The organism is Brevundimonas sp. SS2672, from assembly GCF_059579685.1.
The window spans coordinates 2,636,456-2,660,608 of sequence record NZ_CM184201.1 but is presented as its reverse complement, the minus strand read 5'-3'; the positions used below and the strand labels follow the sequence as shown (position 1 = coordinate 2,660,608).

The window sequence follows — 24,153 nt, the reverse complement described above, 5'->3', positions numbered from 1 at the left end:
GCCTATCTCGCCCCCTTCGTGCTTCATCCCTTTATGTGGACGTTTTCGCCCCATGACTTCGCCCATGACCCTGCCTATTCCTGCCGAATGGACGCCGCATCGCGCGATGTGGGTCGGTTGGCCCAGTCACGCCGATCTGTGGGAAGACAACCTCGAACCGGCGCAGGCCGAGGTCGAGGCCCTGGTCCGCGCCCTCGCTGGCCCCGGCCGGGAGCAGGTCAAGCTGATGGTCGGCAATGACGAGGCCCTGGCCGACGCCCAGGCGCGCTTCGCCGACGTGGCGGGGGTGACGGTTGTGGCCGGACGCTTCGGCGACATTTGGCTGCGCGACACCGGGCCGATCTTCGGCGCCGGCTCGGCTTCGGCTCAGGCCTTCGTCTTCAACGGCTGGGGCGGCAAATACGACCTGCCGCATGACGACGAGGTCGCCGACCAGATCGGCGAACAGACGGGCGTCGCCCTGACCCGTCACGACTTCATCCTGGAAGGCGGCGCCGTCGATCATGACGGCGAGGGCACGGTGCTGACCACCCGCCAGTGCGTGCTGAACCGCAACCGCAACACCGGCTGGACGCAAGAGGCGGCCGAAGCCGCCTTTGCGCAGGCTCTGGGCGCCACGAAGGTGCTGTGGCTGGGCGACGGCCTGCTGAACGACCACACCGACGGCCACGTCGACAACCTAGCCCGCTTCGTCGCGCCGGGCGTGGTCGCCTGTCCGATCGGCTTCGGCCCCAAGGATCCCAACGCCGACGTCTATGACGAGACGGCCCAGGTCCTGTCCGCCATGACCGACGCCGCCGGCCGCCCTGTCCAGGTGCTGCGCATCCCTTCGCCGGGTCTGGTGCTGGACGAGGACGAGCGCCCGGTTCCGGCCAGCCATATGAACTTCCTGATCGCGGACAGCGCCGTCATTGTGCCCACCTATGGCAATGACATGGCCGCCCGCCTGGCCTGCGAGGCCCTGGCGACCGTCTTCACCGATCGCGAGATCATCCCCCTGCCGTCGACCGCCATCCTGTCGGGCGGCGGCTCGTTCCACTGCATCAGCCAGCAGGAGCCCGCCTGATGACCCGTCAGATCACCGTCGCCGCCATCCAGACCGCCTACGGCGAGGACATGCAGGCGAACATCGACAAGACCATCGGCTTTATCCGCGCGGCGGCGGCCAAGGGCGCCCAGGTCATCCTGGCGCCGGAGCTGTTTCAGGGGCCGTATTTCTGCGTCTCGCAGGAGGAGAAGTGGTTCGGCGCCGCCTATCCGTGGCGCGAGCATCCGGCCGTGACCCAGCTCCAGCCGGTGGCCAGGGAACTGGGCGTGGTCCTGCCCGTCTCCATCTTCGAGCGCGAGGGGCCGCACTACTTCAACAGCCTGGTGATGATCGACGCCGACGGCGAGCTGATGGGCGTCTATCGCAAGAGCCACATCCCTGACGGCCCCGGCTATCAGGAGAAGTACTACTTCCGCCCCGGCGACACCGGCTTCAAGGTCTGGGACACGCGCTTCGGCCGTATCGGCGTCGGCATCTGCTGGGACCAGTGGTACCCCGAAACGGCCCGCGCCATGATGCTGCAGGGCGCCGAGGTGCTGCTGTACCCGACCGCCATCGGCACCGAGCCGCATGACGATACCCTGGACACCGCCGCCCCGTGGCGGCGCGCCATGCAGGGCCATGCCGTATCGAACGTCGTGCCGGTCGTCGGCGCCAACCGCATCGGCCACGAGCAGGTGACCGAGGCGGGCCAGACCTACTACGGCCACTCCTTCATCGCCGATCATCGCGGCGACCTGGTCGAGAGCCTGGACCGGGAGGAGGGCGTGCTGGTCCACACCTTCGACCTGGACTTCCTGGACCGTCACCGCGCGGCCTGGGGCTTCTTCCGCGATCGTCGGACGGATCTGTACGGCGCCCTGGCGACAGGCCGCCCGGCCTGACCCGCTCTAACGGAAACCAGATCCAAAAGAAAAGAGGCGGAAGACCGGGGTCTTCCGCCTCTCTCATTTCACGCGTTGAACGCTATCAGAACTTCAGCGTGGCGCCGAAGGTGAAGTAGCGGCCGATCGCGTCGTAGGTCTGCGGGAAGGTGTTCCCGTTGTTCGCCGACGTGGTGCCGATCTGCGAACCGACGACTGGCGGGGCCTTGTCGAACAGGTTGTTGATCGTCGCCGTTAGACGGACCGTCTGGGTGATGTCCCAGCGGCCGCTCAGGTCGAAGTAGTCATAGCTGTCGATCTGGGCGTAGTCCGGGAACCACTTGGTGTTGCTCGGCTCGACTTCGACGCCCGACAGGTGGCGCCACATCAGAGAGGCCGAGTAGTCGCCCATCGTCCAGGTCGCGCGGCTGTTCCAGCGTTGCTTGACCTTGGGTTCGCCGCACGACACCGAGTAGTAGCCGACGCAATCGCGCAGCGTGGACGCCGGGTTGGACTGGGTTTCATGCTTGGTGACGATGTTGCCGTTGACGCTTAGGTCGACACGACCGATGTCCCAGCCGAAGTCGGCCAGTTCAACACGGTAGTTGGCGGCCAGGTCGAAGCCCGAGACGCGTTCGTTGCCGGCGTTGGTCAACGGGCGGATCACGCCCTTGGCGTCGACGCCGTTCAATGAACCGTTGGCGGCGCTGCGCTGAATGGCCTGGCAGGTTTCGTTGAACGCCAGGGTCGGGTTCAGGGCCTTATCGTAGCAGCCATTCATGACATCATCCAGGCTGGGGCTGTTGATCGTCTTGTCGATCTTGATGTCATAGTAGTCGAGGCTCAGGCGCAGGCTCGGCACGAAGGCCGGTTGCCAGACGGCGCCCACGGTCCAGGTGTCGGCTTCTTCCGGACCCAGGTTCGGGTTGCCGCCGGTCTGCTGGTTGATCTGACCCGAGTTGGGCTTGGCCACATAGCCGATCGCGCCTTCCGGCACGCCGGTCAGACGGCACAGGTTGCTGAGCGTGCCAGCGGTGTGGGCGTCGGCGGCGTTGATCAGGTCCAACTGGCACGGATCAATGGCGCGGTTGCCCAGGCCGGTGACCTGCGGGTTGAACAGTTCGCCGATGTTGGGCGCACGGGTGGCGCGCTGGTACATGGCGCGAACGCGGATGTCTTCGGTCGGGGACCAGTCGCCGCCCAGCTTGTAGCTGCCGTATTGCGACTTGTGTCCGGCGGCCTTGAACTCGGTCTGACGGTAGCCCGCTTCCAGGTTCATGCTGTGGATGAAGGGCAGGTTCTCGATCAGCGGCACCGCGAACTCAGCGAAAGCTTCACGCATTTCGAACTGGCCGTTGCGATCCGGAACCGGCGCTCCGGTGCCCAGGATCTCGCCATTGGCCTGCGAAGCCGCGTCACCACGCGTGCCGGCGCTGGAACGACGCCATTCGGCGCCGAAGGCGACGGCGATCTGGCGATCGCTCCACGGGCTGCTCAGGTTTTCCGGCAGGACGCCTGAGATCGAGCCTGAGGCCACGTCTTGCTTGATCGTGGTTTTGCTCATCGACGACAGGTTGATGTAGTCGATCATTTCCTGGGTGATCGTGCCTTCGGGACCGAAGACGTTGATCGGCACGCAGCCGGCGACAGCTGTCGTGGCGCCGGGCACCATGCACTCGGTCGCGGAGACGGTGTTCAGCGCGTTACGCAGCTTGGACAGCGAGCCCCAGTTGCGGCGCGTCAGCAGTTGCTGGGTTTCACCGTGCGAGATGTAGGCGTCGTAGTTCCAGTCCGCGTTGATGTCGCCGCGAACACCGGCCAGCAGCTGGACCGTCTTGTTCTCGATATCGACCGGACGGGTGCCCATCTCGGTGAATCGGCGGTTGATGGTCAGGTCCATCATGGTGTCGCCGGCCGCGCCGGAGACGCACTTGGCCGGATCGATCAACAGGGCGCCGCAGAATTGCTGGCGCATGGCGTCCGGGATGAACGGGTTGCCGATCGGCACCTTGTAGGTGTTGCCGAAGGTGCCGCTCGACGCGTTGTCCAGCGAGACGTCGCTCTGAACATAGGTCAGGTGGCTGTAGACTTCCGCCGCCGAGTTGATCCTGAAGCTGCCCAGGCCGTTGATCTGGTAGCGGCTCAGCGGCGTTTGGTACAGGTTGTACGGGTTGTAGTTGTAGCCGGCCGAGTTGTAGTTCGGGTGATCCGAACCGATCAGGGCGCCCGTGGTGGGGTCCAGTTCCGCGCCTGACGGCAGAGCGACGCCGCCGTTGACGGGGGTCAGGTCGAAACGGCCGGGAACCGAGGTGCCCGAGCCCAGCGGATTGCCGGTCGTCGAAGAGAGCGCGACCTCGCCCCAGGGACGACGCACCTGGTACAGCGGGTCGGTCTTGGTGTAGCCGAAGCTGACGACGGCGTTGCCGCGGTCATCGGCAAAGTTGCCGCCCAGGGTGACGTCGAACTTGCGACGGACAGCGTCGTCTTCACCCGAGAAGCCGTAGGAGGAGTTGACTTCAACGCCTTCGAAATTGTTCTTCAGGATGAAGTTGACCACGCCGGCGACGGCGTCAGCGCCGTACACGGCGGAGGCGCCGCCGGTGACGGTGTCGACGCGCTCGACCAGGGCCAGCGGGATGGTGTTGGTGTCGACCACGCCTTCGAGGTTGAACGGCACCACGCGGCGGCCGTTGATCAGCACCAGGGTCCGGTTGGTGCCCAGGCCGCGCAGGTTGATGGTCGCGCCGCCGCCCGAGCCGTTGTTGGTGGCCGAACCGACGGCCGGCACGGCGGCCGGCAGGTCCTTGACCAGTTCTTCAACAGCCACCGGCTGCGACATGGCGATGGTTTCAGAGCTCATCGAGGTGATGGGGCTGGACGCCTCATAGCCCGGCTGGCGGATGCGCGAGCCGGTGACGACGATAGAGCTGACTTCGGAAACTTCTTCTTCGACCGATTGGGCGAAAGCCGGCGTGGCGGCCATGAAGCTGAGGGCGGCGCCCCCGATGATGGTCGAGGCGAGCAAGGACTCGCGGATAATTCTCTTTTTCAAAAGAGACCCTCTCCTGAACAAAACAAGCCGTCGCCCGCCCCCTTACGACGAGGGCTGAACCGACGGCTCGCGGCACATGCAGGACCGTGTGGCCTGCGACGGAGACATTACGGCGAGGCTTGCCTCAGACAAGTCAGAATTGCGTCAATAATGGCACAGATCGGAAAAAATTACCATTGTTCGAAGCATATTCGGAAATATTGGCAAAAATTACGCTCATTTTCCGAAATTCAGACTAACGATGTTCTCTGATGCGCCGTCCCGATCATCGGCGCTGCTGCCCCAAGGGTAGCCCCTGTCGGCCCCGCAGTAGGGACGGCGGCCCTGTCGGGCGTTCTCGACCACCAGGCGCGGGCGCAGGCGGGCGGCGCCCGTGAAGACATTGTCGGTGATGACATTGTGGGAAGGCGTCTGGTGGCGGATGACGCCGCGCTCGCCGCAGTTGCGATAGAGAAGGACGCCGGGGCGCCCGCCCAGTTCGAAGCGGTTGCCCGTGATCCGGTTCCGCGCCGAGCCGTCGACGGCGATCATCTCCCGCCCGGTGCGCGTGCGAAAAAGGTTGTCCTCAATCCGATTGTCGGCGCTTTCAGCGTCCAGATAGAGGGCGGTGGCGACGCTGCGCCCCTCCAGGGTCGAGCGGGTCAGGCTCACTCCCGTGACGCCGGGGCCGACATAGAGGGGGATGGAGCCCGTGCCGCGAACGGTCACCTGTTCGAGGATGATGTGGCTGGGCGCGGCGGCCTGGGCGACGGACGTATGTTCGGCCGTGCGGGACGAGGCGCGCAGGTCGTCATAGCTCCCGTCCGCCCCCATGCCCCAGATTCGCACCGAACCGTGGATCAGGCAGTGCGACAGGCGCACGTCGGTCGGGCGGCTCCAACGGTCGGCGGCGAGGCGGCGCGACCAGACGGCGATGGTCGGCGAGCGGGTGGTGACGGCGGCGCCGGGGCGGCCGACGGCGCCCCCCGCGCAGTCCAGCCCTGCGCCCGAGGCTTCGGCGCCTTCGATCAACACGGGGCGCACGACCGCCTGCCCTGGTGTCAGAACCGCGCGACAGGTCAGACGATAGGGCGCCCTGGTCTCGGCCGTCAGCTCGCCCAGTTCCGAGGCGGAGCAGGGACGGGCGGCAGGCAGGGACCAGGCCTGGAGGCCGCCGGCCAGGATCATTCCCGCCAGCAGCATCGCCATCAGGGCAGGGGCGTGGCCAGCGCCAGGGCCTCGGACGCGCAGCCGGGAGCCCCGGGGCCTTGCGCCCGCAGAGCCGTCAGTTCGGCGCGGGCGGCGGCCAGGTCGGTTGCGAATTCCGGCTGGTCAGCGGCGCCGGCGTAGACGAGGCGCCCCAGATCCTCGCCGGCGGCGACGTCGCTGGGATAGTGCATGCCGCACACCAGCCGGCTCTGGCCGATCTCATGGGCCATGCGGCGAATCTCGGCCGCGCGGTCGGGGGCCAGGGCGGCGAAGGCCTCGCCGTAGGCGACGGCGACCGTCGAGCTGCCGGACGGATAGGAGGCGCTGCGTCGACCGGCCTCGGTCAGGCGCTGGCAGGCCTGACGGGACGGATCGTCGCCCACCGGTCGGGCGCGGAAGGCGCGCGCCTTGACCGTTTCCGCCGCCGCATCGGCGTCGTGAAACAGCCGCTGCATGAGACGGGTCAGCTCAGGCGTCTGCTGCGGCTCCAGCCGCACGCCCAGGACGCAGTTGAAATGCTGCAGCGCCAGGGGCGGACGCAGTTCGGCATGGGCCGTGGCCAGCAGCCAGCGGTCGGTGTTCTCCAGCGTCGCCATGCGCGTCGAACGATCCTTGTCGGACTGATCGACGGCGGAGCCGGGCGCGGGCGGCGGGGGCGCGGCGGCGGCCAGCGCCTCCACCTCTGCGGCGTCGAGGTAGCCCGGCGGCGCGGCGGCGACCCGCGCCGCTTCGGGACGCAGAGCCGCCGGGGTGCCGGCGCAGGCGCTCAGCAGAAGCGCCGCCGCCGCAGTCGTCGCCAACGCCGGGCGGCGGATCACGCGCCGCTGTTCCAGCTCAGTTGCACCGAGGTCAGGCCGCCTTCGCCCGGCGCGGCCACGACCTGAAGGCTGGCGCCCTTCTCGGCGCGGGCGGAGGCGCCGTAGGCGCGGGCCTCGCCCTGGTTCATGGCCATGATCGGAGACAGGCCCGCCTTCTCGGCGCGCTGACGATAGAAGTCGATCACCGCATCGGGCGTGGCGTCGGTGGTGAAGGTGATGATGCCGCCCGGACCTTCGGGGCCCGACGCCATGAGGGGCGCCCCGTCGGTCTGGGCGCCGGGATAGAGGGCGGCGAAGGTCGGCGCGCCGTCGATGGCGGCGCCCGGCGCCTCAGGCGTCGACGGCGTCGGAGCTGCCGCAGGCGCGGCGGTTTCGGCCGGCTCGGCGGCGGCGATCGACGGCGATTCGCCTTCGGGCGCGGCCTGACTGCGGTCATCGCACGCCGCCAGGCCGACGCTGAGCGCCAAGACGACGGTTGCCACGCTACGCTTCATTCAGCCTACGTCCTTAATCCTATGCGACTATCTGCACCGTGGCCTATCCGTGCGGCGGCAGCAAGGCGGTTCAACCGGTAGGGGCGTCCACATCATCGCCGGGCTGGCCCGTGGACTTGCGCGCCTGCTCCGGTCCGCCGGCCGGGCGGGCGGGCGGGTCGGACATCTCACGCCCCTGACGCGCGATGTCGGCGTTGATGGCGTCCTGATCCGGGTCGATCTCCGAGCCGGACGCCGATCCGCCCCGCAGCGAGCCGGCGCGGGTGTCCGAGCCGGAATCGGTGCCTTGGAGGGCCTTCTTCAAGGCGTCTTCGACATGGCCCAGGTCGGGTTTCTCGCCCATGGCGGCGGCCTCACGGGCGTCTTCGTTCTCGGCGGCGGGATCGGTCATGGATGGTCTCCTTGCTCGTGCAAGACAAGCGGACCGGCCGTCCGGAGGTTCCCGATCGCGCAGGCCGCGCGCGCCAAAGGAAAAGGGCCGGCGGATCTCTCCGCCGGCCCCCTCCATCTTACGTACCGATCGTCTTACTTGACGAACAGCTTGTTCCAGCGGCGCGGCTGGCGCTTCTTCCAGGCGCCGCGGTGATAGGCGTCCGAACCGATCAGCGGCACGACGGTCGTGGCTTCGGCGTAGACCATCTGTTCGTAGGTGGTCTGGACCTTGCCCCACGAGGCGGCTTCCTGCAGCGTCGAGGACGAGCAGGCGCCGTCGCGCACGTCGGCGACCGTGATCTGCACGGCGTAGCGGTGCATGTCGGCGTCGACGCCGAGGATCTCGGCGCAGACGACGGTGTCCTGGGCGAAGTTCTTCGGCACGCCGCCGCCGACCATGAACAGGCCGGTGACGCCCGCCGCGATCTTGATGTCGGTCAGTTCGCGGAAGTCCGCGACCGCGTCGATCATCATGTAGGGCTTGCCCTCGGCCATGCGCTCCTTCTGGTGCTTGACCAGGCCGAAACCGGCCGAGGAGTCGACGAAGGCCGGGCAGAAGATCGGCGCGCCTTCTTCATAGGCGGTCTGGATCAGCGAGCCGGGCTTCTTGGCGTTGCCTTCCGACAGCCACTTGCCCATCTCCCAGATGAACTCGCGCGAGGAATAGCCGCGCGGCTCTAGGCGGCTGGCGATCTCATAGATCGCGTGGTCGCAGGCCTGCAGTTCTTCTTCGTCGATGTAGGTGTCGTAGATGCGGTCGATGTAGTGCGAGCGCAGGATGTTGTCGTCCACCTCGCCGGCGGCCTGATAGTGCTTGTAGCCAAGGGCCTCGAAGAAATCCATGTCGACGATGGAGGCGCCGGTGGCGACCACGGCGTCGACCATGCCGAACTTCACCATGTCGCGGTAGACGTCCATGCAGCCGCCGGCCGAGGTCGAACCGGCCAGGATCAGCCACGGCGAGCAGGCCTCGTCTTCCAGGGCCATGTTGAAGATGTCGGCCGCGCGGGCGGTGTCGCGCGAGCTGAAGGACATCTTGCGCATGGAATCGATGATCGGGCGCGCGTCGAAGCTGGTGATGTCGATGTGCTCGACAGTGGTGGCCAACAGCTCCGCCTTGGCGTTGGAACGAACCGGTGCGTTCATCTCTCGGGTTTCCCTTTGGTTTGAGCGCCCGTCGTCAATAAGGAACAGCGGCCCGGACGGAGCGACGGGCCGCTGCTTGTATCAAAGCCTTGAGACATTTTTCAGTTCAAGGCGTGATGCGATGGATCAGCGCTTGCGCTTGCGCTGGCCGGCCTTGCCCTTGGGGCGCGACAGGCGGACGACCTTGCGGGCGTTCTCCTCGGCCGTGGTGCGCACGGTCGGGATGGAGCGCGGCGCCAGGCCGTACATCGAACCCATGGGGGCGTCCTCGACCACGGCGATCTCGTGTTCGCCATAGCCGTTGAAGCCCGTGGTCATGGCCACGCCATAGGCGCCCAGCATGCCGATCTCGATGAAGTCGCCTTCCTGGACATCGGCCGGCAGCCAGAACGGGCCCGGCATGTGGTCGATGCTGTCGCAGGTCGGGCCATAGAAGCGGAAGGGCTTCAGCTCCGACGAGGATTCACCGTCCCGGACCAGCTTGGTCGGGAAGGGCCAGCGCGAGTGGGTGGCGTCGAACAGCGAGCCGTACGACCCGTCGTTCAGATACAGGGCGTCGCCCTTGCGCAGGTCCACGCGGCACAGCACCGACGACGATTCCGCCACCAGCGCCCGGCCGGGCTCGCACCACAGCTCGGTCGTTTCCGACACCGGCATCTCATTGAAGCCGCGATGGATGGCGTCGGCGTATTCGCTCAGGTCCGGCGGGACCATGCCCGGATAGACCGAAGGGAAGCCGCCGCCGACATCGACGATGTCGACGAAGACGCCCGCCTTCTTGATGGCGCGGCCGACCTGGGTCATCGCCGCCTCGTAGGCCGAGGGGCGCATGCACTGCGAACCGACGTGGAACGACACGCCCATCAGGCCGTCCTTGACCGCGTGGCGCGCGGCCAGCAGCAGGGCGGGGGCCTGATCCGGGGTGACGCCGAACTTGCCCGACAGGGAATAGGCGGCGCCGTCGGCCGACACGCCCATGCGCACGATCAGGTTCAGGTCCTCGGCGTGGCCGGTGGCCTCGAGGATCTTGTTCAGTTCGTCATGGCTGTCGAGCACGAAGGTGCGCACGCCGTGGTCGGCGTAGGCCGCACGGATCGCGCCGCGGCTCTTGACCGGGTGCATGAAGGCCAGACGCGCGTTTGGGCTGACCGACCGAACAAGTTCGATCTCGGCCAGGGACGCGACGTCGAAGGCGTTGACGCCGTTCTCGACCAGGGTCTCGATGACCCAGCGCGAAGGGTTCGCCTTCACCGCATAGAAGACGTCGGCTTTCAGATTATCCTGGAACCACTGCGCCGCTACGGCAACGGAGCGGGGACGCACGAGTGCGACCGGACGCTCCGGGGACCGCTGACGGACCAGGTCCAGGGGAAGCTGGTACGTGTGCAACTCACGTAACCCCCTGATGATTGTTAACCCAGACCCGGCGTTAGCGGCGCAAGTTAGGACCTACGGGGTCCGCCGGAACGCGCGATATGGGGATATTGGGCTGTCATGTAAAGCGGAAATTTCATGGCGGGGTTGCATGGGGACGGCGCTGGGCCGTTCCGCAGAATCTGCGCCGCACTGGACGAAATCGACGCAGACATGCCATTAAGACTTGCCCTTGCGCCCATCTCGCGTCATGCGGCGCCCCCTTTGTCGCAACCTCATCCATAGGTTCATGAGTTCTTCAACAGCCGCCGTCGCGTCCGTTCGCGACGTCTCGAAGACCTACGGGGCCAGAAAGGCGCTCGACGGCGTGTCCGTCGAGGTCGGCGCCGGTGAAATGGTCGCCCTGATCGGTCCCTCCGGTTCGGGCAAGTCCACCCTGCTGCGCTCGATCACGGGTCTTCACCCCATCGATCCCGGCGGAACCATCACCGTCTTCGGCGATGTCGTTCAGCAGAACGGCCGCGTCACGGGCGCCGTGCGCCGCGCGCGCAGCCGCCTGGGCATGATCTTCCAGCAGTTCAACCTGGTGGGGCGGCTGAGCCTGTTCTCCAACGTCATGCTGGGCGCCCTGGGGCGACTGCCGTCGTGGCGCGGCCTGTTCGGCGTCTGGCCGGGCGCGGACAAGGCCAAGGCCATGGCGGCCCTGCACCGCGTCGGCGTGTCCGACTACGCCGCCCAGCGCGCCAACACCCTGTCGGGCGGCCAGCAGCAGCGCGGCGCCATCGCCCGCGCCATCGTCCAGGGCGCCAAGGCCATTCTGGCCGATGAGCCGGTCGCCTCGCTCGACCCCGTGTCGGCCCGAAAAGTGATGGAGCTGCTGGTCGAGCTGAACAAGCGCGACGGCATGGGCGTGATCGTCACCCTGCACCAGGTCGACTACGCCATCCGCTACTGCAACCGCGTCATCGCCCTGCAGAAGGGCAAGGTGGTCTATGATGGTCCGTCGACGGGCCTGGACACCAAGCGCCTGATCGAAATCTACGGTCCCGAATACGAGGACGCGTTCTGGGAAGCCAAGGCATGACCCGCACCGCCATCACCCGCCGCCTGCTGGGCGCCGCTGCCATCGCCGTCACCCTGGGCCTCGTCGGCTGCGGCCAGGGCGAACAGGCCAAGTCCGGCGCCGCCCCCAGCGAAATCACCTTCTCCATCCTGTCGGCGGAAGGCCAGGCCTCGGCCGGCCCGCTGTGGCAGCCGCTGCTGGACGACATGTCCAAGGCGATCGGCGTGCCGGTGAAGCCCTATTTCGGCTCGAACTACACCGTGCTGGTCGAGGCCATGCGCGGCAACCACACCCAGGTCGGCTGGTTCTCGGCCAAGCCCGAGGTCGAGGCCATCGACCGCGCCAACGCCGAGGTCATCGCCCGCACCGTCAACCGTGAGGGGCTGGACTCCTACCAGTCGACCCTGATCGTCAAGAAGGGCTCGGGCATCACGCTGGACAAGGTGCTGGCCTGCGGCAAGGTCTACAACTTCGGCATCGGCGACGCCCAGTCGACCTCGGGCACCCTGGCGCCCATGACCTTCCTGTTCAACGAGCGCGGCGTCGTCCCGGCCCAGTGCTTCAAGACCGTGCGCTCGGCCAACCACCAGGCGAACGCCTTCGGCGTGGCCACCGGCGTGATCGACGTCGCCACCTCCAACAGCGTCAACCTGGTCTTCATGCGCCGCGAGAACGCCCAACTGGCCGACCAGATCGAGGAGATCTGGACCTCGCCGCCCGTGCCCGAGAGCGGCATCGTCGTGCGTCAGGATCTGGACCCGGCCCTGAAGGAGAAGATTCGCAGCTTCTTCCTGACCTATGGCCAGGGCGAGGGGCCTGAAGCCGAGCGTCAGCGCAAGGTGCTGGCGGGGCTGGAGTATTCCCGGTTCGCCCCGGCTGACGATTCCTATCTCAACCCGATCCGCGAGATGATCGCCGACCAGAAGCGCGGCGAAGCCGAAGCCAAGGGCGACAAGGCCGGCGTCGCCGCCGCCGAGGCGGAAATCCAGCGCCTGCGCAGCCTGCGCGAGGTCCAACCTTGACCGAGGCCCCCCTTCCGACCTCGGCGTCGCCGGTTCCGGCCGCGCCGCAGAAGTCCGCCGTCTCCTGGGCGATGGACGTCCTGGTCTGGGGCGGCGTGATCGCCGTCCTGCTGTACAGCGTCAACGCCGTCGATCTGGGCAACATCTCGCGCCTGTTCTCGGGCAACGACAGCATGAAGATGTTCGTCCACGACCTGCTGCGGCCGGACTTCTCCGACTGGAGGATGTTCGTCGCCAAGATGTGGGAGACGATCCAGATCGCCCTGTGGGGCACCTTCCTGGCCGTGCTGTTCGGCATTCCGCTGGGCCTGGCGGCGGCCCGCAACATGGCGCCCCAATGGGTCGTGACCCCGGTGCGCTGGATCATGAACCTGCTGCGCTCGGTGCCGGACCTGGTGATCGGTCTGCTGTTCGTCACCGCCGTGGGCCTGGGCCCGCTGGCCGGCGTCCTGGCCATCACCCTGAATACGGCCGGCGTTCTGGCCAAGCTGTTCTCCGAAGCGGTCGAGTCGATCGACAAGGGGCCGGTCGAGGGCGTGCGCGCCACCGGCGCCTCCAAGCTGCACGAGATCGTCTGGGGCGTGATTCCCCAGGTGGCCCCGCTGTGGACCTCCTTCGCCCTCTACCGTTTCGAATCGAACAGCCGCTCGGCCACCGTGCTGGGCCTGATCGGCGCGGGCGGCATCGGCCAGGTGCTGTTCGACAGCATGAACGCCTTCAACTTCAAGGCCGTGTCCGCCATCGTCATCATCGTGGTCATCGCCGTGACCCTGATCGACACCCTGTCGCAGATCATGCGCAAACGCCTGCTCTGACGACGCATCGAGTCAGGTTTGCCCTGACTGTCACAAAGGTCTGGCCGGACCGTCACATTCTCCTGCTTTAAGCGTCGCACACTGACGACTGGAGAAGGTCCGGCCATGATCCGTACACTGAAGTTCACGGCCTGCGCGGCCGCCCTGCTGGCCCTGGCGGCCTGCGGAAACAACGAGGGCGGCGCTCCCGGTTCGCAGAAGGCCCGCACGGGCATCTGGGCCGCCGGCTCTTCGACCGTCTTCCCCTTCGCCACCCGCGTGGCTGAGACCTTCGCCCGCAACGGCGGCGGCGGTTCGGCCCCCCGCGTCGAATCCCTGGGCACCGGCGGCGGCATCCAGGCCTTCTGCGCCGGCATCGGCCCCTCGACCCCGGACATCGCCAACGCCTCGCGCCCGATGAAGCAGAGCGAGTTCGACCGCTGCGTCGAGAACGGCGTCACCGACATCGTCGAGATCAAGATCGGCTATGACGGCATCGTCGTCGCCACCGCCCGCACGGGTCAGAGCTTTAATCTCGAGCTGAACGACCTCTACGAGGCCCTGGCCAAGGAAACGCCGGGCGCCGACGGCCAGTTGGGCGCCAACGCGGCCAAGACCTGGAACGACGTCAACAAGGCCCTGCCGGCGACCCGCATCCAGGTCTACGGCCCGCCGCCGACCTCGGGCACGCGCGACGCCTTCCTCGAACTGGGCATGGCGCCGGGCGCCAAGCTGATCCCGGCGGTCGCCGCCATCGAGGCGCAGGACAAGACCCGCTTCGAGACCGTGGCCCACACCCTGCGCGAAGACGGCGCCTGGATCGACTCGGGCGAGAACGACAACGCCATCGTCCAGACCCTGACCCGCACGCCGGGTTCGCTGGGCGTGTTCGGCTTCTCCTTCCTCGAGCAGAACATGGACACGGTGAAGGCCGAGACCATCGACGGCGTGGCCCCCTCGGTCGCCACCATCGCCGACGGCTCCTATCCCCTGGCCCGCAGCCTCTACATCTACGTCAAGAAGGCCCACATCGGCGTGACGCCGGGCCTGGAGCAGTTCGTCCAGGAGTTCATGTCCGAAGGCGCCGCCGGCCGCGGCGGCTATCTGCAGGACCGCGGCCTGGTGCCGCTCGTCGCCGAGGAGCTGACGGCGGAACGCGCCAAGGCTTCGGCCATGACCTCGATGGCCCGTCCGAACTGAGGCGGCTGAATGCGAAACGCCCCGGACATCGTCCGGGGCGTTTTTGCTTTCTCGCGAGGCCCGTGGTTAGGCCGCCGCGCGGCGTCTCAGCCGCGCCACCCGGCGCAGGCGGCGCCAGAAGCGGCCGCGCGCGGGCTCGGGATAGGGCTGCAGGTTCTCGATGAACTGCTCGGCTGAGGCACGCCAGCTGAACTTCTCCGCATAGGCGCGGACGTCCTTGCGGTCGAGCTCCAGGCATTTCAGGCAGGCGGTCTTCAGGTCCTCGTCGATGAAGCCCGCGCCGGAACCGGGGATGATGTCGATCGGGCCGTGGGCCGGATAGGCGGCGACCGGGGTGCCCGTGCCCATGGCCTCCAGGATCACCAGGCCGAAGGTGTCGGTCCAGCTGGGGAAGACGAAGACGTCGGCGTCGGCGAAGCAGCGCGCCAGGTCCTCGCCGAAGCGGGCGCCCAGGAATTTCGCCTCGGGGTATTTCTCTTCCAGCTCGGCGCGGGCCGGGCCGTCGCCGACGATGATCTTGGTGCCCGGCAGGTCCAGCTCGAGGAAGGTCTCGATGTTCTTCTCGACCGCCACCCGGCCGACATTGAGGAAGAAGGGGCGGGGCCAGTTCTCGCCGCCCATCTCCCTGTAGATCGGCTCGAGGTCGGGGCGGAACAGTTCAGTGTCCACCCCGCGTGTCCAGGGCGAGACGTTCTTGAAGCCGTGCTCGACCAGCTCGTCACGCAGGGTCGGCGTGGCCACCATCAGCCGCCCCGACGGCTTGTGGAACCACTTCATATAGGCGTAGCCGACCTGCACCGGGATCGGGAAGCGGGCCGAGACGTACTCGGGGAATTTGGTGTGATAGCTGGTGGTGAACGGCAGCTTCCACTCCACGCAGATGCGCCGCGTGGCGATGCCCAGCGGGCCTTCGGTGGCGATGTGGACGGCTTCGGGCTCGAAGGCGCGCAGGCGCTCGCGAATCTCTTCCTCGGCGCCCAGGGCCAGCCGGATCTCGGGATAGGTGGGGCAGGGGATGGTCTTGAACTGGCTGGGCTCGATGACCTCCACCTCATGGCCCATGGCGCGGCATTCAGCCACGGTGCGGGTCAGGGTGCGGACGACGCCGTTGACCTGGGGCTCCCAGGCGTCGGTGACCAGAACAATGCGCATGAAGTCGATAGGGCCTTGAGCCGTTTCGCGAAGGCGAAACTTCTAGACGCTCCTCATGACGAAGGCGAGACGGCATGATAGAGCAGGGTTCGAACAGGGTTCACCTCTTCGCGAACGGCCACGTTTAGCCGGACCTCATCTTCGAATGAGGCTTTCCCCAGAAGATTTTCCGCTTTCCCGAATTCTATGCGGCTGATGGCGGGATGATGCGATGCACATTCGGGCGTAGTCGCCATATATGCGGAAATTCACAGGATGGATTTCATGACGCCGACCGATCTTCGCCATTGGGATGAGCTGGACCGGAACAAGTACCGGGACGAACGTGAGGTGGTGGCCGAACTGCTGGCCGCTGAACCCCTGACGCCTGACGGTCGCGCGGCGGTCCTGAACGACGCCATCGGCCTGGTCGAAAGCGCCCGCAAGAGTCAGAAGCGCCAGGGCGTGGTCGAAAGCTTCCTGCAGGAATTCAGCCTGGGCACCCGCGAAGGTCTGGCCCTGATGTGCCTGGCCGAGGCCCTGCTGCGCACGCCCGACGCCGACACCCGCGACCGCCTGATCGCCGAGAAGATCGGCTCGGCCGACTGGGCCAGTCATATGGGCCAGTCCGACAGCCTGTTCGTCAACGCCTCGACCTGGGGCCTGATGTTGACCGGCAAGCTGGTCGACGTCGACGACGAGGCGCGCAGCGACCTGCCGAACTTCCTCAAGCGTCTGGTCGGGCGTCTGGGCGAGCCGGTCATCCGCCAGGCCGTCGCCACCGCCGTGAAGATCATGGGCGAGCAGTTCGTCGTCGGCCGCACCATCGACGCGGCCCTGAAGCGCTCGGATCGCGAAAACTGGCTGTGCAGCTTCGACATGCTGGGCGAGGGCGCCCGCACCGCCGCCGACGCCGAACGCTATGAAAAGATCTACGCCGACGCCATCGAGGCCGTGGGCAAGACCGCCAAGGGCGAAGGCCCCGAGCGCGGCCACGGCGTCTCGGTCAAGCTGTCGGCCCTGTCGCCGCGCTATCAGGCGGTGCAGGAGGACCGGGTGTGGGAAGAGCTCTATCCCCGCATCCTGCGTCTGGCGCTGATCGCCGCCAAATACGACATCAACTACACCATCGACGCCGAAGAGGCCGACCGTCTGGCCCTGTCGCTGAAGCTGCTGGAGCGGCTGGCGCGCGAACCGGCGCTGGGCGACTGGCAGGGTCTGGGCCTCGCCGTTCAGGCCTATCAGAAGCGCACGACCGAGACGGTGGCCAAGCTGGCCGAACTGGCCAAGTCCTCGGGCCGTCGCCTGATGGTGCGCCTGGTCAAGGGCGCCTATTGGGACACTGAGATCAAGCTGGCCCAGGTCAACGGCCGTACGGACTATCCGGTCTTCACGACCAAGCCGGCGACCGACCTGAACTATCTGGTCTGCGCCAAGGCGCTGATCGAGGCCTCGCCCTACATCTTCGCCCAGTTCGCCACCCACAACGCCCACACCCTGGCCGCCGTGCACCGCATGGCCGCCGATCGCGGCGTGACCATCGAGTTCCAGCGCCTGCACGGCATGGGCGAGGCCCTGTATGACGGCGCCAAGGTCGAGTGGGGCGACGTCGTCGTGCGCGCCTACGCCCCCGTCGGCGGCCACGAAGAACTGCTGCCCTATCTGGTGCGCCGCCTGCTTGAGAACGGCGCCAACTCCTCCTTCGTCCACGCCCTGCTGGACGAGCGCGTGCCTGCGGCCGACGTGGCCGCCGATCCCATCACCTCGGTCGAGGCCCAGCCCGACCGCCATCCGAAGATCCCTGTACCCATGAACATCTACGGTGACCGCCAGAACTCCCTCGGCCGCGACTATTCGCAGGCGACCGACCGCGAGCGCCATGCGGCGGCTCTGGAGCGCGTCGACAGCGAGAAGCTGACCGCCGGCCCGATCATCGGCGGCAAGCTGCGCGCCGGCGTGAACGCCCAGGACGTCACCAATCCCTACGACCGCACCCGCATCCTTGGCCATGTGTCGGAAGCCTCGGTCGAGGACGTCGACGCCGCCGTCAACGCCGCCGCCAACGCCCAGGTCGCCTGGGACCGTCTGGGCGGCGCGGGCCGCGCACCCGTCCTGCGCGCCATGGCCGACGCGCTGGAGGCCGATCTGGACCGTCTGGTCGCCCTGCTGTCGCGTGAAGCGGGCAAGACGCTGAACGACGGCGTGGCCGAGGTGCGCGAAGCCGCCGACTTCTGCCGCTACTACGCCCTGCTGGCCGAGCGCGACTTCGGCGGCCGCCAGACCCTGAAGGGTCCGACCGGCGAGACGAACGAACTGGTCCTGCACGGCCGTGGCGTCTTCGGCTGCATCAGCCCGTGGAACTTCCCGCTGGCCATCTTCACCGGCCAGATCGCCGCCGCCCTCGCCGCCGGCAACGCCGTTGTGGCCAAGCCCGCCGAGCAGACGCCGCTGATCGCCGCCGAAGCTGTGCGCCTCTATTACAAGGCCGGTCTGAACCCCGACCTGCTGGCCCTGGTCCCCGGTCGCGGCGAGACGGTCGGCGCGGCCCTGACCAACCATCCGGGCATCGACGGCGTGGCCTTCACCGGCGGCACCGACACCGCCTCGGCGATCAACCGCGGCCTGGCCGCGCGTCCGGGCGCCATCATCCCCTTCATCGCTGAAACGGGCGGCCTGAACGGCATGTTCGTCGACACAACGGCGCTGAAGGAACAGATCATCGACGACGTCATCCTGTCGGCCTTCGGTTCGGCGGGGCAGCGCTGCTCGGCCCTGCGCGTCCTCTATGCGCCCAAGGATTCGGCCGACGCCCTGATCGAAGGCCTGAAGGGCGCCCTGGCCGCCCAGGTGCTGGGCGATCCGACCGACGCCAGGACCGACATCGGCCCGGTGATCGACGCCGAAAGCCGCGCCAACCTGGAAGCCCACGTCGAGCGCCTGTCGAAGGAAGCCAAGATCATCGCCCGCGCCGAACTGCCGGCGGGCACCGACAAGGGCGACCTGTTCGCCCCGGTCATCGCCGAAATCCCGACCCCGGACTTCCTCGAGCGTGAAGTCTTCGGCCCGATCCTGCACGTTTACCGCTACGAGCCGAAGGACCTGGAAAAGGTCGCGGGCAAGCTGGCGGCGCGCGGCTTTGGCCTGACGCTGGGCGTCCACAGCCGCATCGACGCCTTCGCCAAGGAGGTGATGGAGCTGGTCCCAGCGGGCAACGTCTACGTCAACCGCTCGATCATCGGCGCAGTGGTCGGCGTCCAGCCCTTCGGCGGCGAAGGCCTCAGCGGCACGGGCCCCAAGGCCGGCGGCCCCAACAGCCTGATCCGCTACGCAGCCGAAAAGGCCATCAGCATCAACATCGCCGCCCAGGGCGGCGACCCGGCGCTGCTGAATTTGTGACGTCGGTCATGGCTCGCCAGAATTGGCGGCGTTGCGGCAGGTTCACGCTGGCGGTATGAAGCCACCTTGGTCGATCTATCGGCGGCGTGGATTTAGTCAGATTTGTATCATGGCCCGGCTTTTTCGTCCGCGATAGACTTCACCGTCGCTCGAAAGTCGGGACTTGATGACGTCTGTTTGCCTTGATGGTTATAATCTGGCCCTGCCTTCGGGTACGGGGATAGCTACTTACGCGCGGACCCTTATCGCTGCCGCCCATGGAATGGCGTTTTCTCCGCAACTGCTGCATGGCCCACAAATGCGCCAGCGCGGGGATCCGCTCATGGCTCAGTTGGCGCTGACCGACGCGCGTCGAATTGTTAAACCCGGGCGGTCGGTGCGCCATCTCGAGGTCGCCGCTGCGTGGGCTGGACGCACGGCGCGGCGCGTGGAAGCTACGGACGAAATATTTTGGCCTACGCCTGATGGCCGGCCCGAGGTCGACGCTTTCTGGATCGCACCAGATCTGTACCGTATCGCTGCAAAGGCTCACGCTAAATATGGCGCGATTACCCTTGTCAATTTCGCCCCGTTTCGGTCTGCGCCGGACATTATGCATTGGACCATGCCCACGCCCCTTCGGGCGAAGGGGGTACCGAATATCTACACGTTCCATGATCTGATCCCGCTTCGATTGCCGCACACAACCTCCGAGAACAAGGCGCGCTATCTTCAAATGTGTCGCGAACTGGCGCGGCGGGCGGACCATGTGGTCACCGTCTCTGAAACCACTCGAAACGATGTCGTGAGGCTGCTCGGGATTTCGCCCGATCGCGTAACGAACACATTCCAAGCCGTCCCTCCCGTAGACGTTTCTAATAGGTCGGACGAGACAGTCGCGGCGACGTTGGAGGATACTTTTGGGTTGAGGTGGAAAGACTATTTTATCCACTTCGGAGCGGTAGAGCCCAAGAAGAATCTCGGTCGAGTGGTGGAGGGCTATGTGCGCGCGGACGTCAGGTCGCCTCTGGTCGTTGTGGAGGGGCGCGCTTGGCTGGAGCAGCCCGAGATCGCCTTGCTGGAGGCTATTGAGGCCTTTCCCGAGGCGAGGGCCGCCAAGCGCATTCACAGACTACGCTATCTGCCGCGTTCGTTGCTTCAGGACCTGATCCGCGGGGCTCGCGCGACGGTGTTTCCTTCGCTGTATGAAGGTTTTGGTTTGCCTATCCTGGAGTCTATGGGGCTGGGGACGGCGGTCTTGACGGCCAATCTTGGCGCAGCCGTTGAGGTTGCGGGAGAGGCGGCGCTTCTCGTCAATCCCTACGACGCTGACGCCATCGGCGCAGGAATGCGCAGGCTGGAGCAGGATGATGCGTTCCGCCTTCATCTTGAACGTCTTGGCCATGGACAGGCCAGAAAATTTGGAATGGACCTTTATCGGGAGAGGCTGCACGATGTGTATCGCGCCGTCGTCTAGAAGGAGCGCTGTTCACACTTGCACAGGTCGCTTGCCGGGGTATGTACACTGCCGGCGATGCCGCTGAGTTTTAACGTTTTTTTCGGCGCGCTTGCATTGCGCTGCGCTGTTGATGGCAGATATTATTGTCCCCCACTTCTCCGAATAGCACTCTGGCACGTTTCAAGCCGTCGGAACTTGTCCGGCAGGCCAACATAATCGGCGCGCTCATGATGCGCGAAATTAGCACGCGGTTCGGCCGGGAAGGGCTGGGTTTCGCGTGGCTTGTCCTTGAACCTCTTGCCTTCTGCATCGGCGTGATCATTCTCTGGTCCGCCACTAAACCAGCGTATGAACATGGGATACGCGTCGCAGCCTTCACCATGACCGGCTATATGTGCGTGGTCCTGTTTCGGCACCAGATCATGTACAGCGTTGCAGCTCTGCAGGCGAATATCGGGCTGCTGCATCACCGGCAAGTGAAGCCGGTGCATATATTCGTTTCTCGAAATCTCCTGGAGTTTGCAGGCGCGACAATAGCCTTCATTGTCGTTTACGTCGCGCTGCTTGGGTTGGGTCAAATCGAGCTGCCCAAAGATTATCTGCTGGTTTATCTGGGATGGATGCTCCTCGGCTGGAACGGCATGGGCCTCGCTATGTTGATGGCAGGCTTGGCTATGAGGTTTGAGATTCTTGAACGGGTGATCCAACTGATCACCTATATCCTGATACCGCTTTCGGGCGCTTTCTCCATGGTGGCATGGGTGCCAGCCCACCTTCAGGCCGCCTATCTTTTCCTTCCTCTTCCTCATTGTATCGAAATGCTCCGAGCTGGAGTGTTTGGTGAATTTGTTCCAACACACTATGACGCTCTCTATGCTTTGGCCTGGGGCACTTCGCTGAACATCTTGGGGTTGCTTCTGATCGCCAGCGCCAGAGATCTTCTAGATGTCGAATAAGCCCCGTTTTCTTTACTTGATCGTCAAGAGTTCCAATGTCTGACGCCGAACTGAAATATCTGGGTCCCGTGCCCAAGGCCTTGGAAGGGCCTGTCCGGACGAAGCCTTGGTGGCGCGGTCTTCCGGTAGCATTTTTCATTGTCGTCGTGGCGCCCACGGTGATTGCTTGCATCTACTATTTGTTGCTGGCGTCGCCGCGTTATGTTTCGGAAGCTCGATTTATCGTTCGCGCACCATCGCAAGGTCAGCCGTCGTCACTGGGTGTAGCCCTGCAAGGCGTGGGCCTGTCGTCGGGGCCCGTGGATTCATTCGCTGTCCATGAGTTCATCAATTCTCGCGATGGATTGCGCGCCGCGCTTAAGCTTGTCGATGTGAGAGCAATGCTCTCTGATCAGGGGGCGGACGCTCTTTCGCGATATCCTCGTCCTTTCGAGACGCCCTCGGAAGACGGCTTGTTCAAGGCCTACCAGCGATTTGTAATCGTAGGGTACGATTCGACGACGGGTATCAGCACGCTTCGCGTTGAGGCCTTCCGCCCGGAAGACGCCCAGCGTTTGTCCGGAGCTTTGCTCGCTGGTGGTGAGGGGTTTGTGAACGCCTTGAACGAGCGTTCCCAAGCAGATGCTGTTGTGGCCGCTAAAAGCGCACAAACTGTTGCACGAGAAAGACTTTCAGCTGCGCAGGCTCGGCTTGTCGCTTTTCGAAACCAGGAGGGGTTGATCGACCCGCGAACCGCAGTTGAAGAATCCGGGGCCATCATAACTTCGCTGCAGGCGACTGTTTCGAAACTGAAGGCCGAGCGCGACCGACTGGCCGCAGAGGCTCCTAGCAGCCCTCAACTGGCTCCTCTCTCCGGGCAAATCGCCGCTTATGAACGGCAGGTTGCAGCCGAGCGTGCGAAGATGACGGGCAATAGCCAGTCCTTGGCTCCTCGAATTTCGACGTATGAAGATCTCACTCTTGAGCGAGAATTCGCGGGCAAAGAACTCACTCAAGCTAACGCCGCTGTCTTGTCTGCAGAACAGGATGCTCGCAGGCAGCGCCTCTATCTCGAGCGTATCGTCAGTCCGAACCTGGCTGACAAGCCGACCGAACCGCGTCGTTGGCGTGCGATTCTCACGGTCCTGCTTTCCAGCTTGCTTGCCTATGGTGTTGGTTGGTTGATGTGGTCGGGCGTAAGGGAGCACAAGCAGCACTGATGCTTGTTGATGTAACGCCCAGAATCGGAGCGGAGGCCGCGCCAGACACGGATCCAGGTCTTGTTGTGACGGGGCTTTCGAAAACCTATCCCAAAAGCCCGAGGCCGTTGTTTACCGACCTCTCCTTCTCGGTAGAACGGCAGGGCCGGCTCGCGTTGCTTGGGCGAAACGGTCAAGGGAAGTCCACCCTTATCAAACTTCTGGGGGGTTTTGCCCTCGTCGTCTGGTTTGATCGATTGGAGGATGAGCGTGTCATGGCCGATCGGTTTCGGCGGGGGGTTCCAAGGCAGTCTAACCGGAATTGACAACGTTCAATTTCTTGCACGTCTCTACAACAAACCCTTTCGGGAACTATTGGATCGTGTTGACGATTTTGCCGAGTTGGGCGCGGCGCTGCGACGGCCGGTTAAGCACTACTCATCCGGAATGCGTGCCCGTCTGGCTTTCGGTCTTTCGCTGGCTATCGAGTTCGACAGCTACCTGATCGACGAGGTCGTTGCGGTCGGCGATGCCCGTTTTCAGAAGAAGTGTGAAGAGGAACTGTTCCAGCGTCGAGGAGACCGCGCTTTGCTGATGGCTTCGCATGACACGCATCTGATAGCGCGCCACTGCGACAGGGCTCTGATAATAGAGAGCGGAAAGGCCAAGATGTTCGATGACATCGATGAAGCCATTGATGTCTACACATGGCTGCGAGCGGCATGATGTCCTCGCAACTTTGTGTCGTCATTTTGCCCTCGGCAAATCAGATGGGATGGTTTGAGGCAATTTCGTCGGCGGCAGATGCCGGCGGTTGGACAGCATCTCCCTCCGAGATAGGGACCAAGCCGTTTCTGGTTATTTGCACTAATGCCGAGAGTGTCGTCGGATGGGCGGGGCAGGATGTCGTGGTCATCGGCTCTTCGACCAAAGCCGCCATCAAGGCAACGGTCGACGCCAACCAGACGGATTACCTGACCGCCGTGCGAAATGTAGCAGCACAGTATGCTTATGCCGAACGCCTTCAATCCGACGGCGCCGTTTGGTTGTCGGCAGATGCCGATGTGTTGGACTTTCCTTTCGGGTCGGTTCGAAATCCCGGCCCGAACAATCTGTCTCCGGACGCCAGCGGCCGGGAGGTTTTGTCTCACCTTGACGGCGTGCACGCAGGCGGTTCGCTACAGGGGGTCTGGCCGTCTCATCTCTTTCTTCACGAAAGACCGGGCTTGCCGGACAAGGATGGAGAAATTTTTGATCTGACCGGCCGCCGGCGAGTCATCCGATACGGTCCCTACATTGAAATGCCTGCTGGAGTTTGGCAGGCCAAGGTGCCGTTCACTCTTTGGATCGATCATGCGATCGTCGAGATCAGAGTTGAATGGGGATCAGGTCTTGATGTGACGTCCGTGACGGAAGTTATTCGGAACTCTGGACGGTACGAGGTGACGCTAGTCCGAGAGTGGCGTCAAGTGGAGGTTTGTGAGATCCGGATCTGGCTGGATCGCGGGGTTTTTGATGGCACGATACAGTTGCACGATCCCAGCATCATTCGCCTTTGAG

Annotated in this window: 21 protein-coding genes; 13 read left to right on the top strand and 8 right to left on the bottom strand. The window is 65.2% G+C overall.

Annotated elements, in window-relative coordinates:
- Window positions 1–64 precede the first annotated feature (64 nt).
- Window positions 65–1,066, top strand: coding sequence for an agmatine deiminase family protein (locus tag AC52GN_RS13435; protein WP_496527414.1), 1,002 nt, complete (start codon window positions 65–67; stop codon window positions 1,064–1,066).
- Window positions 1,066–1,932 carry an N-carbamoylputrescine amidase gene (aguB, locus tag AC52GN_RS13430; protein ID WP_496527413.1) on the top strand — a complete coding sequence of 289 codons (867 nt, stop codon included), beginning with the start codon at window positions 1,066–1,068 and terminating at the stop codon, window positions 1,930–1,932. The genes AC52GN_RS13435 and aguB overlap by 1 nt, the downstream gene beginning before the upstream one ends.
- A gap of 85 nt (window positions 1,933–2,017) precedes the next feature.
- Here aguB and AC52GN_RS13425 read toward each other — a convergent pair whose 3' ends face one another.
- From AC52GN_RS13425 to AC52GN_RS13395, 7 genes are all read right to left on the bottom strand, one after another.
- Window positions 2,018–4,963 carry a TonB-dependent receptor domain-containing protein gene (locus AC52GN_RS13425; protein WP_496527412.1) on the bottom strand — a complete coding sequence of 982 codons (2,946 nt, stop codon included), beginning with the start codon at window positions 4,961–4,963 and terminating at the stop codon, window positions 2,018–2,020.
- Between the two features lie 216 nt (window positions 4,964–5,179).
- Entirely contained in the window at window positions 5,180–6,151 is a 972-nt protein-coding gene (locus AC52GN_RS13420) for a right-handed parallel beta-helix repeat-containing protein (protein ID WP_496527411.1), read from the bottom strand.
- A complete protein-coding gene (locus AC52GN_RS13415; protein WP_496527410.1) occupies window positions 6,151–6,969 on the bottom strand; it encodes a phosphatase PAP2 family protein in 819 nt (272 codons plus the stop codon). Before AC52GN_RS13415 ends, AC52GN_RS13420 begins: the two co-directional genes overlap by 1 nt.
- Window positions 6,966–7,463 (bottom strand): hypothetical protein, encoded by a 498-nt coding sequence (locus AC52GN_RS13410; protein WP_338576960.1) that lies wholly within the window; start codon window positions 7,461–7,463, stop codon window positions 6,966–6,968. The genes AC52GN_RS13415 and AC52GN_RS13410 overlap by 4 nt, the downstream gene beginning before the upstream one ends.
- Before the next feature lie 70 nt (window positions 7,464–7,533).
- Window positions 7,534–7,854, bottom strand: coding sequence for a ribonuclease (locus tag AC52GN_RS13405; RefSeq protein ID WP_291783352.1), 321 nt, complete (start codon window positions 7,852–7,854; stop codon window positions 7,534–7,536).
- A 134-nt stretch (window positions 7,855–7,988) separates the two neighbouring features.
- A complete protein-coding gene (locus AC52GN_RS13400) occupies window positions 7,989–9,041 on the bottom strand; it encodes a 1,9-bis(guanidino)-5-aza-nonane synthase (protein WP_291783350.1) in 1,053 nt (350 codons plus the stop codon).
- A 126-nt stretch (window positions 9,042–9,167) separates the two neighbouring features.
- Complete coding sequence (locus tag AC52GN_RS13395; protein WP_338576956.1) at window positions 9,168–10,430, bottom strand: type III PLP-dependent enzyme; 1,263 nt, start codon at window positions 10,428–10,430, stop codon at window positions 9,168–9,170.
- 274 nt (window positions 10,431–10,704) lie between these two features.
- On the opposite strand from AC52GN_RS13395, the gene phnC reads away from it, so the two are divergent.
- The 4 genes from phnC to AC52GN_RS13375 all read left to right on the top strand — a co-directional run bounded on the left by phnC (window position 10,705) and on the right by AC52GN_RS13375 (window position 14,494).
- Window positions 10,705–11,499: a phosphonate ABC transporter ATP-binding protein gene (phnC, locus tag AC52GN_RS13390; RefSeq protein ID WP_291783344.1), complete on the top strand. Its 795-nt coding sequence runs from the start codon at window positions 10,705–10,707 to the stop codon at window positions 11,497–11,499.
- Window positions 11,496–12,500, top strand: coding sequence for a phosphate/phosphite/phosphonate ABC transporter substrate-binding protein (phnD, locus tag AC52GN_RS13385; protein ID WP_291783342.1), 1,005 nt, complete (start codon window positions 11,496–11,498; stop codon window positions 12,498–12,500). Before phnC ends, phnD begins: the two co-directional genes overlap by 4 nt.
- Window positions 12,501–12,571: 71 nt before the next feature.
- Window positions 12,572–13,315 (top strand): phosphonate ABC transporter, permease protein PhnE, encoded by a 744-nt coding sequence (gene phnE, locus AC52GN_RS13380; RefSeq protein WP_291783384.1) that lies wholly within the window; start codon window positions 12,572–12,574, stop codon window positions 13,313–13,315.
- 105 nt (window positions 13,316–13,420) lie between these two features.
- Window positions 13,421–14,494 carry a substrate-binding domain-containing protein gene (locus AC52GN_RS13375; protein ID WP_343829853.1) on the top strand — a complete coding sequence of 358 codons (1,074 nt, stop codon included), beginning with the start codon at window positions 13,421–13,423 and terminating at the stop codon, window positions 14,492–14,494.
- A 66-nt stretch (window positions 14,495–14,560) separates the two neighbouring features.
- On the opposite strand, the gene AC52GN_RS13370 is transcribed toward AC52GN_RS13375, so the two are convergent.
- Window positions 14,561–15,646, bottom strand: a complete 1,086-nt coding sequence (locus AC52GN_RS13370) for a glycosyltransferase family 4 protein (RefSeq protein ID WP_496527409.1) — start codon at window positions 15,644–15,646, stop codon at window positions 14,561–14,563.
- Between the two features lie 264 nt (window positions 15,647–15,910).
- Here AC52GN_RS13370 and putA point away from each other — a divergent pair, with 264 nt between their 5' ends.
- The 7 genes from putA to AC52GN_RS13335 all read left to right on the top strand — a co-directional run bounded on the left by putA (window position 15,911) and on the right by AC52GN_RS13335 (window position 24,152).
- The gene (gene putA, locus AC52GN_RS13365) at window positions 15,911–19,021 is read left to right on the top strand and encodes a bifunctional proline dehydrogenase/L-glutamate gamma-semialdehyde dehydrogenase PutA (RefSeq protein WP_496527408.1); all 3,111 of its coding nucleotides are present in this window, start codon (window positions 15,911–15,913) and stop codon (window positions 19,019–19,021) included.
- 166 nt (window positions 19,022–19,187) lie between these two features.
- Window positions 19,188–20,477 carry a glycosyltransferase family 4 protein gene (locus tag AC52GN_RS13360; RefSeq protein ID WP_496528815.1) on the top strand — a complete coding sequence of 430 codons (1,290 nt, stop codon included), beginning with the start codon at window positions 19,188–19,190 and terminating at the stop codon, window positions 20,475–20,477.
- Between the two features lie 209 nt (window positions 20,478–20,686).
- Window positions 20,687–21,415 carry an ABC transporter permease gene (locus AC52GN_RS13355; protein WP_496527407.1) on the top strand — a complete coding sequence of 243 codons (729 nt, stop codon included), beginning with the start codon at window positions 20,687–20,689 and terminating at the stop codon, window positions 21,413–21,415.
- Between the two features lie 35 nt (window positions 21,416–21,450).
- Window positions 21,451–22,614, top strand: coding sequence for a KpsE/RkpR family capsule polysaccharide export protein (locus tag AC52GN_RS13350; protein WP_496527406.1), 1,164 nt, complete (start codon window positions 21,451–21,453; stop codon window positions 22,612–22,614).
- Entirely contained in the window at window positions 22,614–22,919 is a 306-nt protein-coding gene (locus tag AC52GN_RS13345; protein WP_496527405.1) for an ATP-binding cassette domain-containing protein, read from the top strand. The genes AC52GN_RS13350 and AC52GN_RS13345 overlap by 1 nt, the downstream gene beginning before the upstream one ends.
- Entirely contained in the window at window positions 22,864–23,319 is a 456-nt protein-coding gene (locus AC52GN_RS13340) for an ABC transporter ATP-binding protein (RefSeq protein ID WP_496527404.1), read from the top strand. The genes AC52GN_RS13345 and AC52GN_RS13340 overlap by 56 nt, the downstream gene beginning before the upstream one ends.
- A complete protein-coding gene (locus AC52GN_RS13335; protein ID WP_496527403.1) occupies window positions 23,301–24,152 on the top strand; it encodes a hypothetical protein in 852 nt (283 codons plus the stop codon). Before AC52GN_RS13340 ends, AC52GN_RS13335 begins: the two co-directional genes overlap by 19 nt.
- The last annotated feature ends 1 nt before the right edge of the window (window position 24,153 follow it).

Bases quoted from the DNA above. Each gene is read 5' to 3' on its own strand.
- AC52GN_RS13435 (WP_496527414.1), top strand. From the start codon at position 65: ATGACCCTGCCTATTCCTGCCGAATGGACGCCGCATCGCGCGATGTGG.
- aguB (WP_496527413.1), top strand. From the start codon at position 1,066: ATGACCCGTCAGATCACCGTCGCCGCCATCCAGACCGCCTACGGCGAG.
- AC52GN_RS13420 (WP_496527411.1), bottom strand. From the start codon at position 6,151: ATGGCGATGCTGCTGGCGGGAATGATCCTGGCCGGCGGCCTCCAGGCC.
- AC52GN_RS13410 (WP_338576960.1), bottom strand. From the start codon at position 7,463: ATGAAGCGTAGCGTGGCAACCGTCGTCTTGGCGCTCAGCGTCGGCCTG.
- AC52GN_RS13405 (WP_291783352.1), bottom strand. From the start codon at position 7,854: ATGACCGATCCCGCCGCCGAGAACGAAGACGCCCGTGAGGCCGCCGCC.
- AC52GN_RS13400 (WP_291783350.1), bottom strand. From the start codon at position 9,041: ATGAACGCACCGGTTCGTTCCAACGCCAAGGCGGAGCTGTTGGCCACC.
- phnC (WP_291783344.1), top strand. From the start codon at position 10,705: ATGAGTTCTTCAACAGCCGCCGTCGCGTCCGTTCGCGACGTCTCGAAG.
- phnD (WP_291783342.1), top strand. From the start codon at position 11,496: ATGACCCGCACCGCCATCACCCGCCGCCTGCTGGGCGCCGCTGCCATC.
- phnE (WP_291783384.1), top strand. From the start codon at position 12,572: ATGGACGTCCTGGTCTGGGGCGGCGTGATCGCCGTCCTGCTGTACAGC.
- AC52GN_RS13375 (WP_343829853.1), top strand. From the start codon at position 13,421: ATGATCCGTACACTGAAGTTCACGGCCTGCGCGGCCGCCCTGCTGGCC.
- AC52GN_RS13370 (WP_496527409.1), bottom strand. From the start codon at position 15,646: ATGCGCATTGTTCTGGTCACCGACGCCTGGGAGCCCCAGGTCAACGGC.
- putA (WP_496527408.1), top strand. From the start codon at position 15,911: ATGACGCCGACCGATCTTCGCCATTGGGATGAGCTGGACCGGAACAAG.
- AC52GN_RS13360 (WP_496528815.1), top strand. From the start codon at position 19,188: ATGACGTCTGTTTGCCTTGATGGTTATAATCTGGCCCTGCCTTCGGGT.
- AC52GN_RS13355 (WP_496527407.1), top strand. From the start codon at position 20,687: ATGATGCGCGAAATTAGCACGCGGTTCGGCCGGGAAGGGCTGGGTTTC.
- AC52GN_RS13350 (WP_496527406.1), top strand. From the start codon at position 21,451: ATGTCTGACGCCGAACTGAAATATCTGGGTCCCGTGCCCAAGGCCTTG.
- AC52GN_RS13345 (WP_496527405.1), top strand. From the start codon at position 22,614: ATGCTTGTTGATGTAACGCCCAGAATCGGAGCGGAGGCCGCGCCAGAC.
- AC52GN_RS13335 (WP_496527403.1), top strand. From the start codon at position 23,301: ATGGCTGCGAGCGGCATGATGTCCTCGCAACTTTGTGTCGTCATTTTG.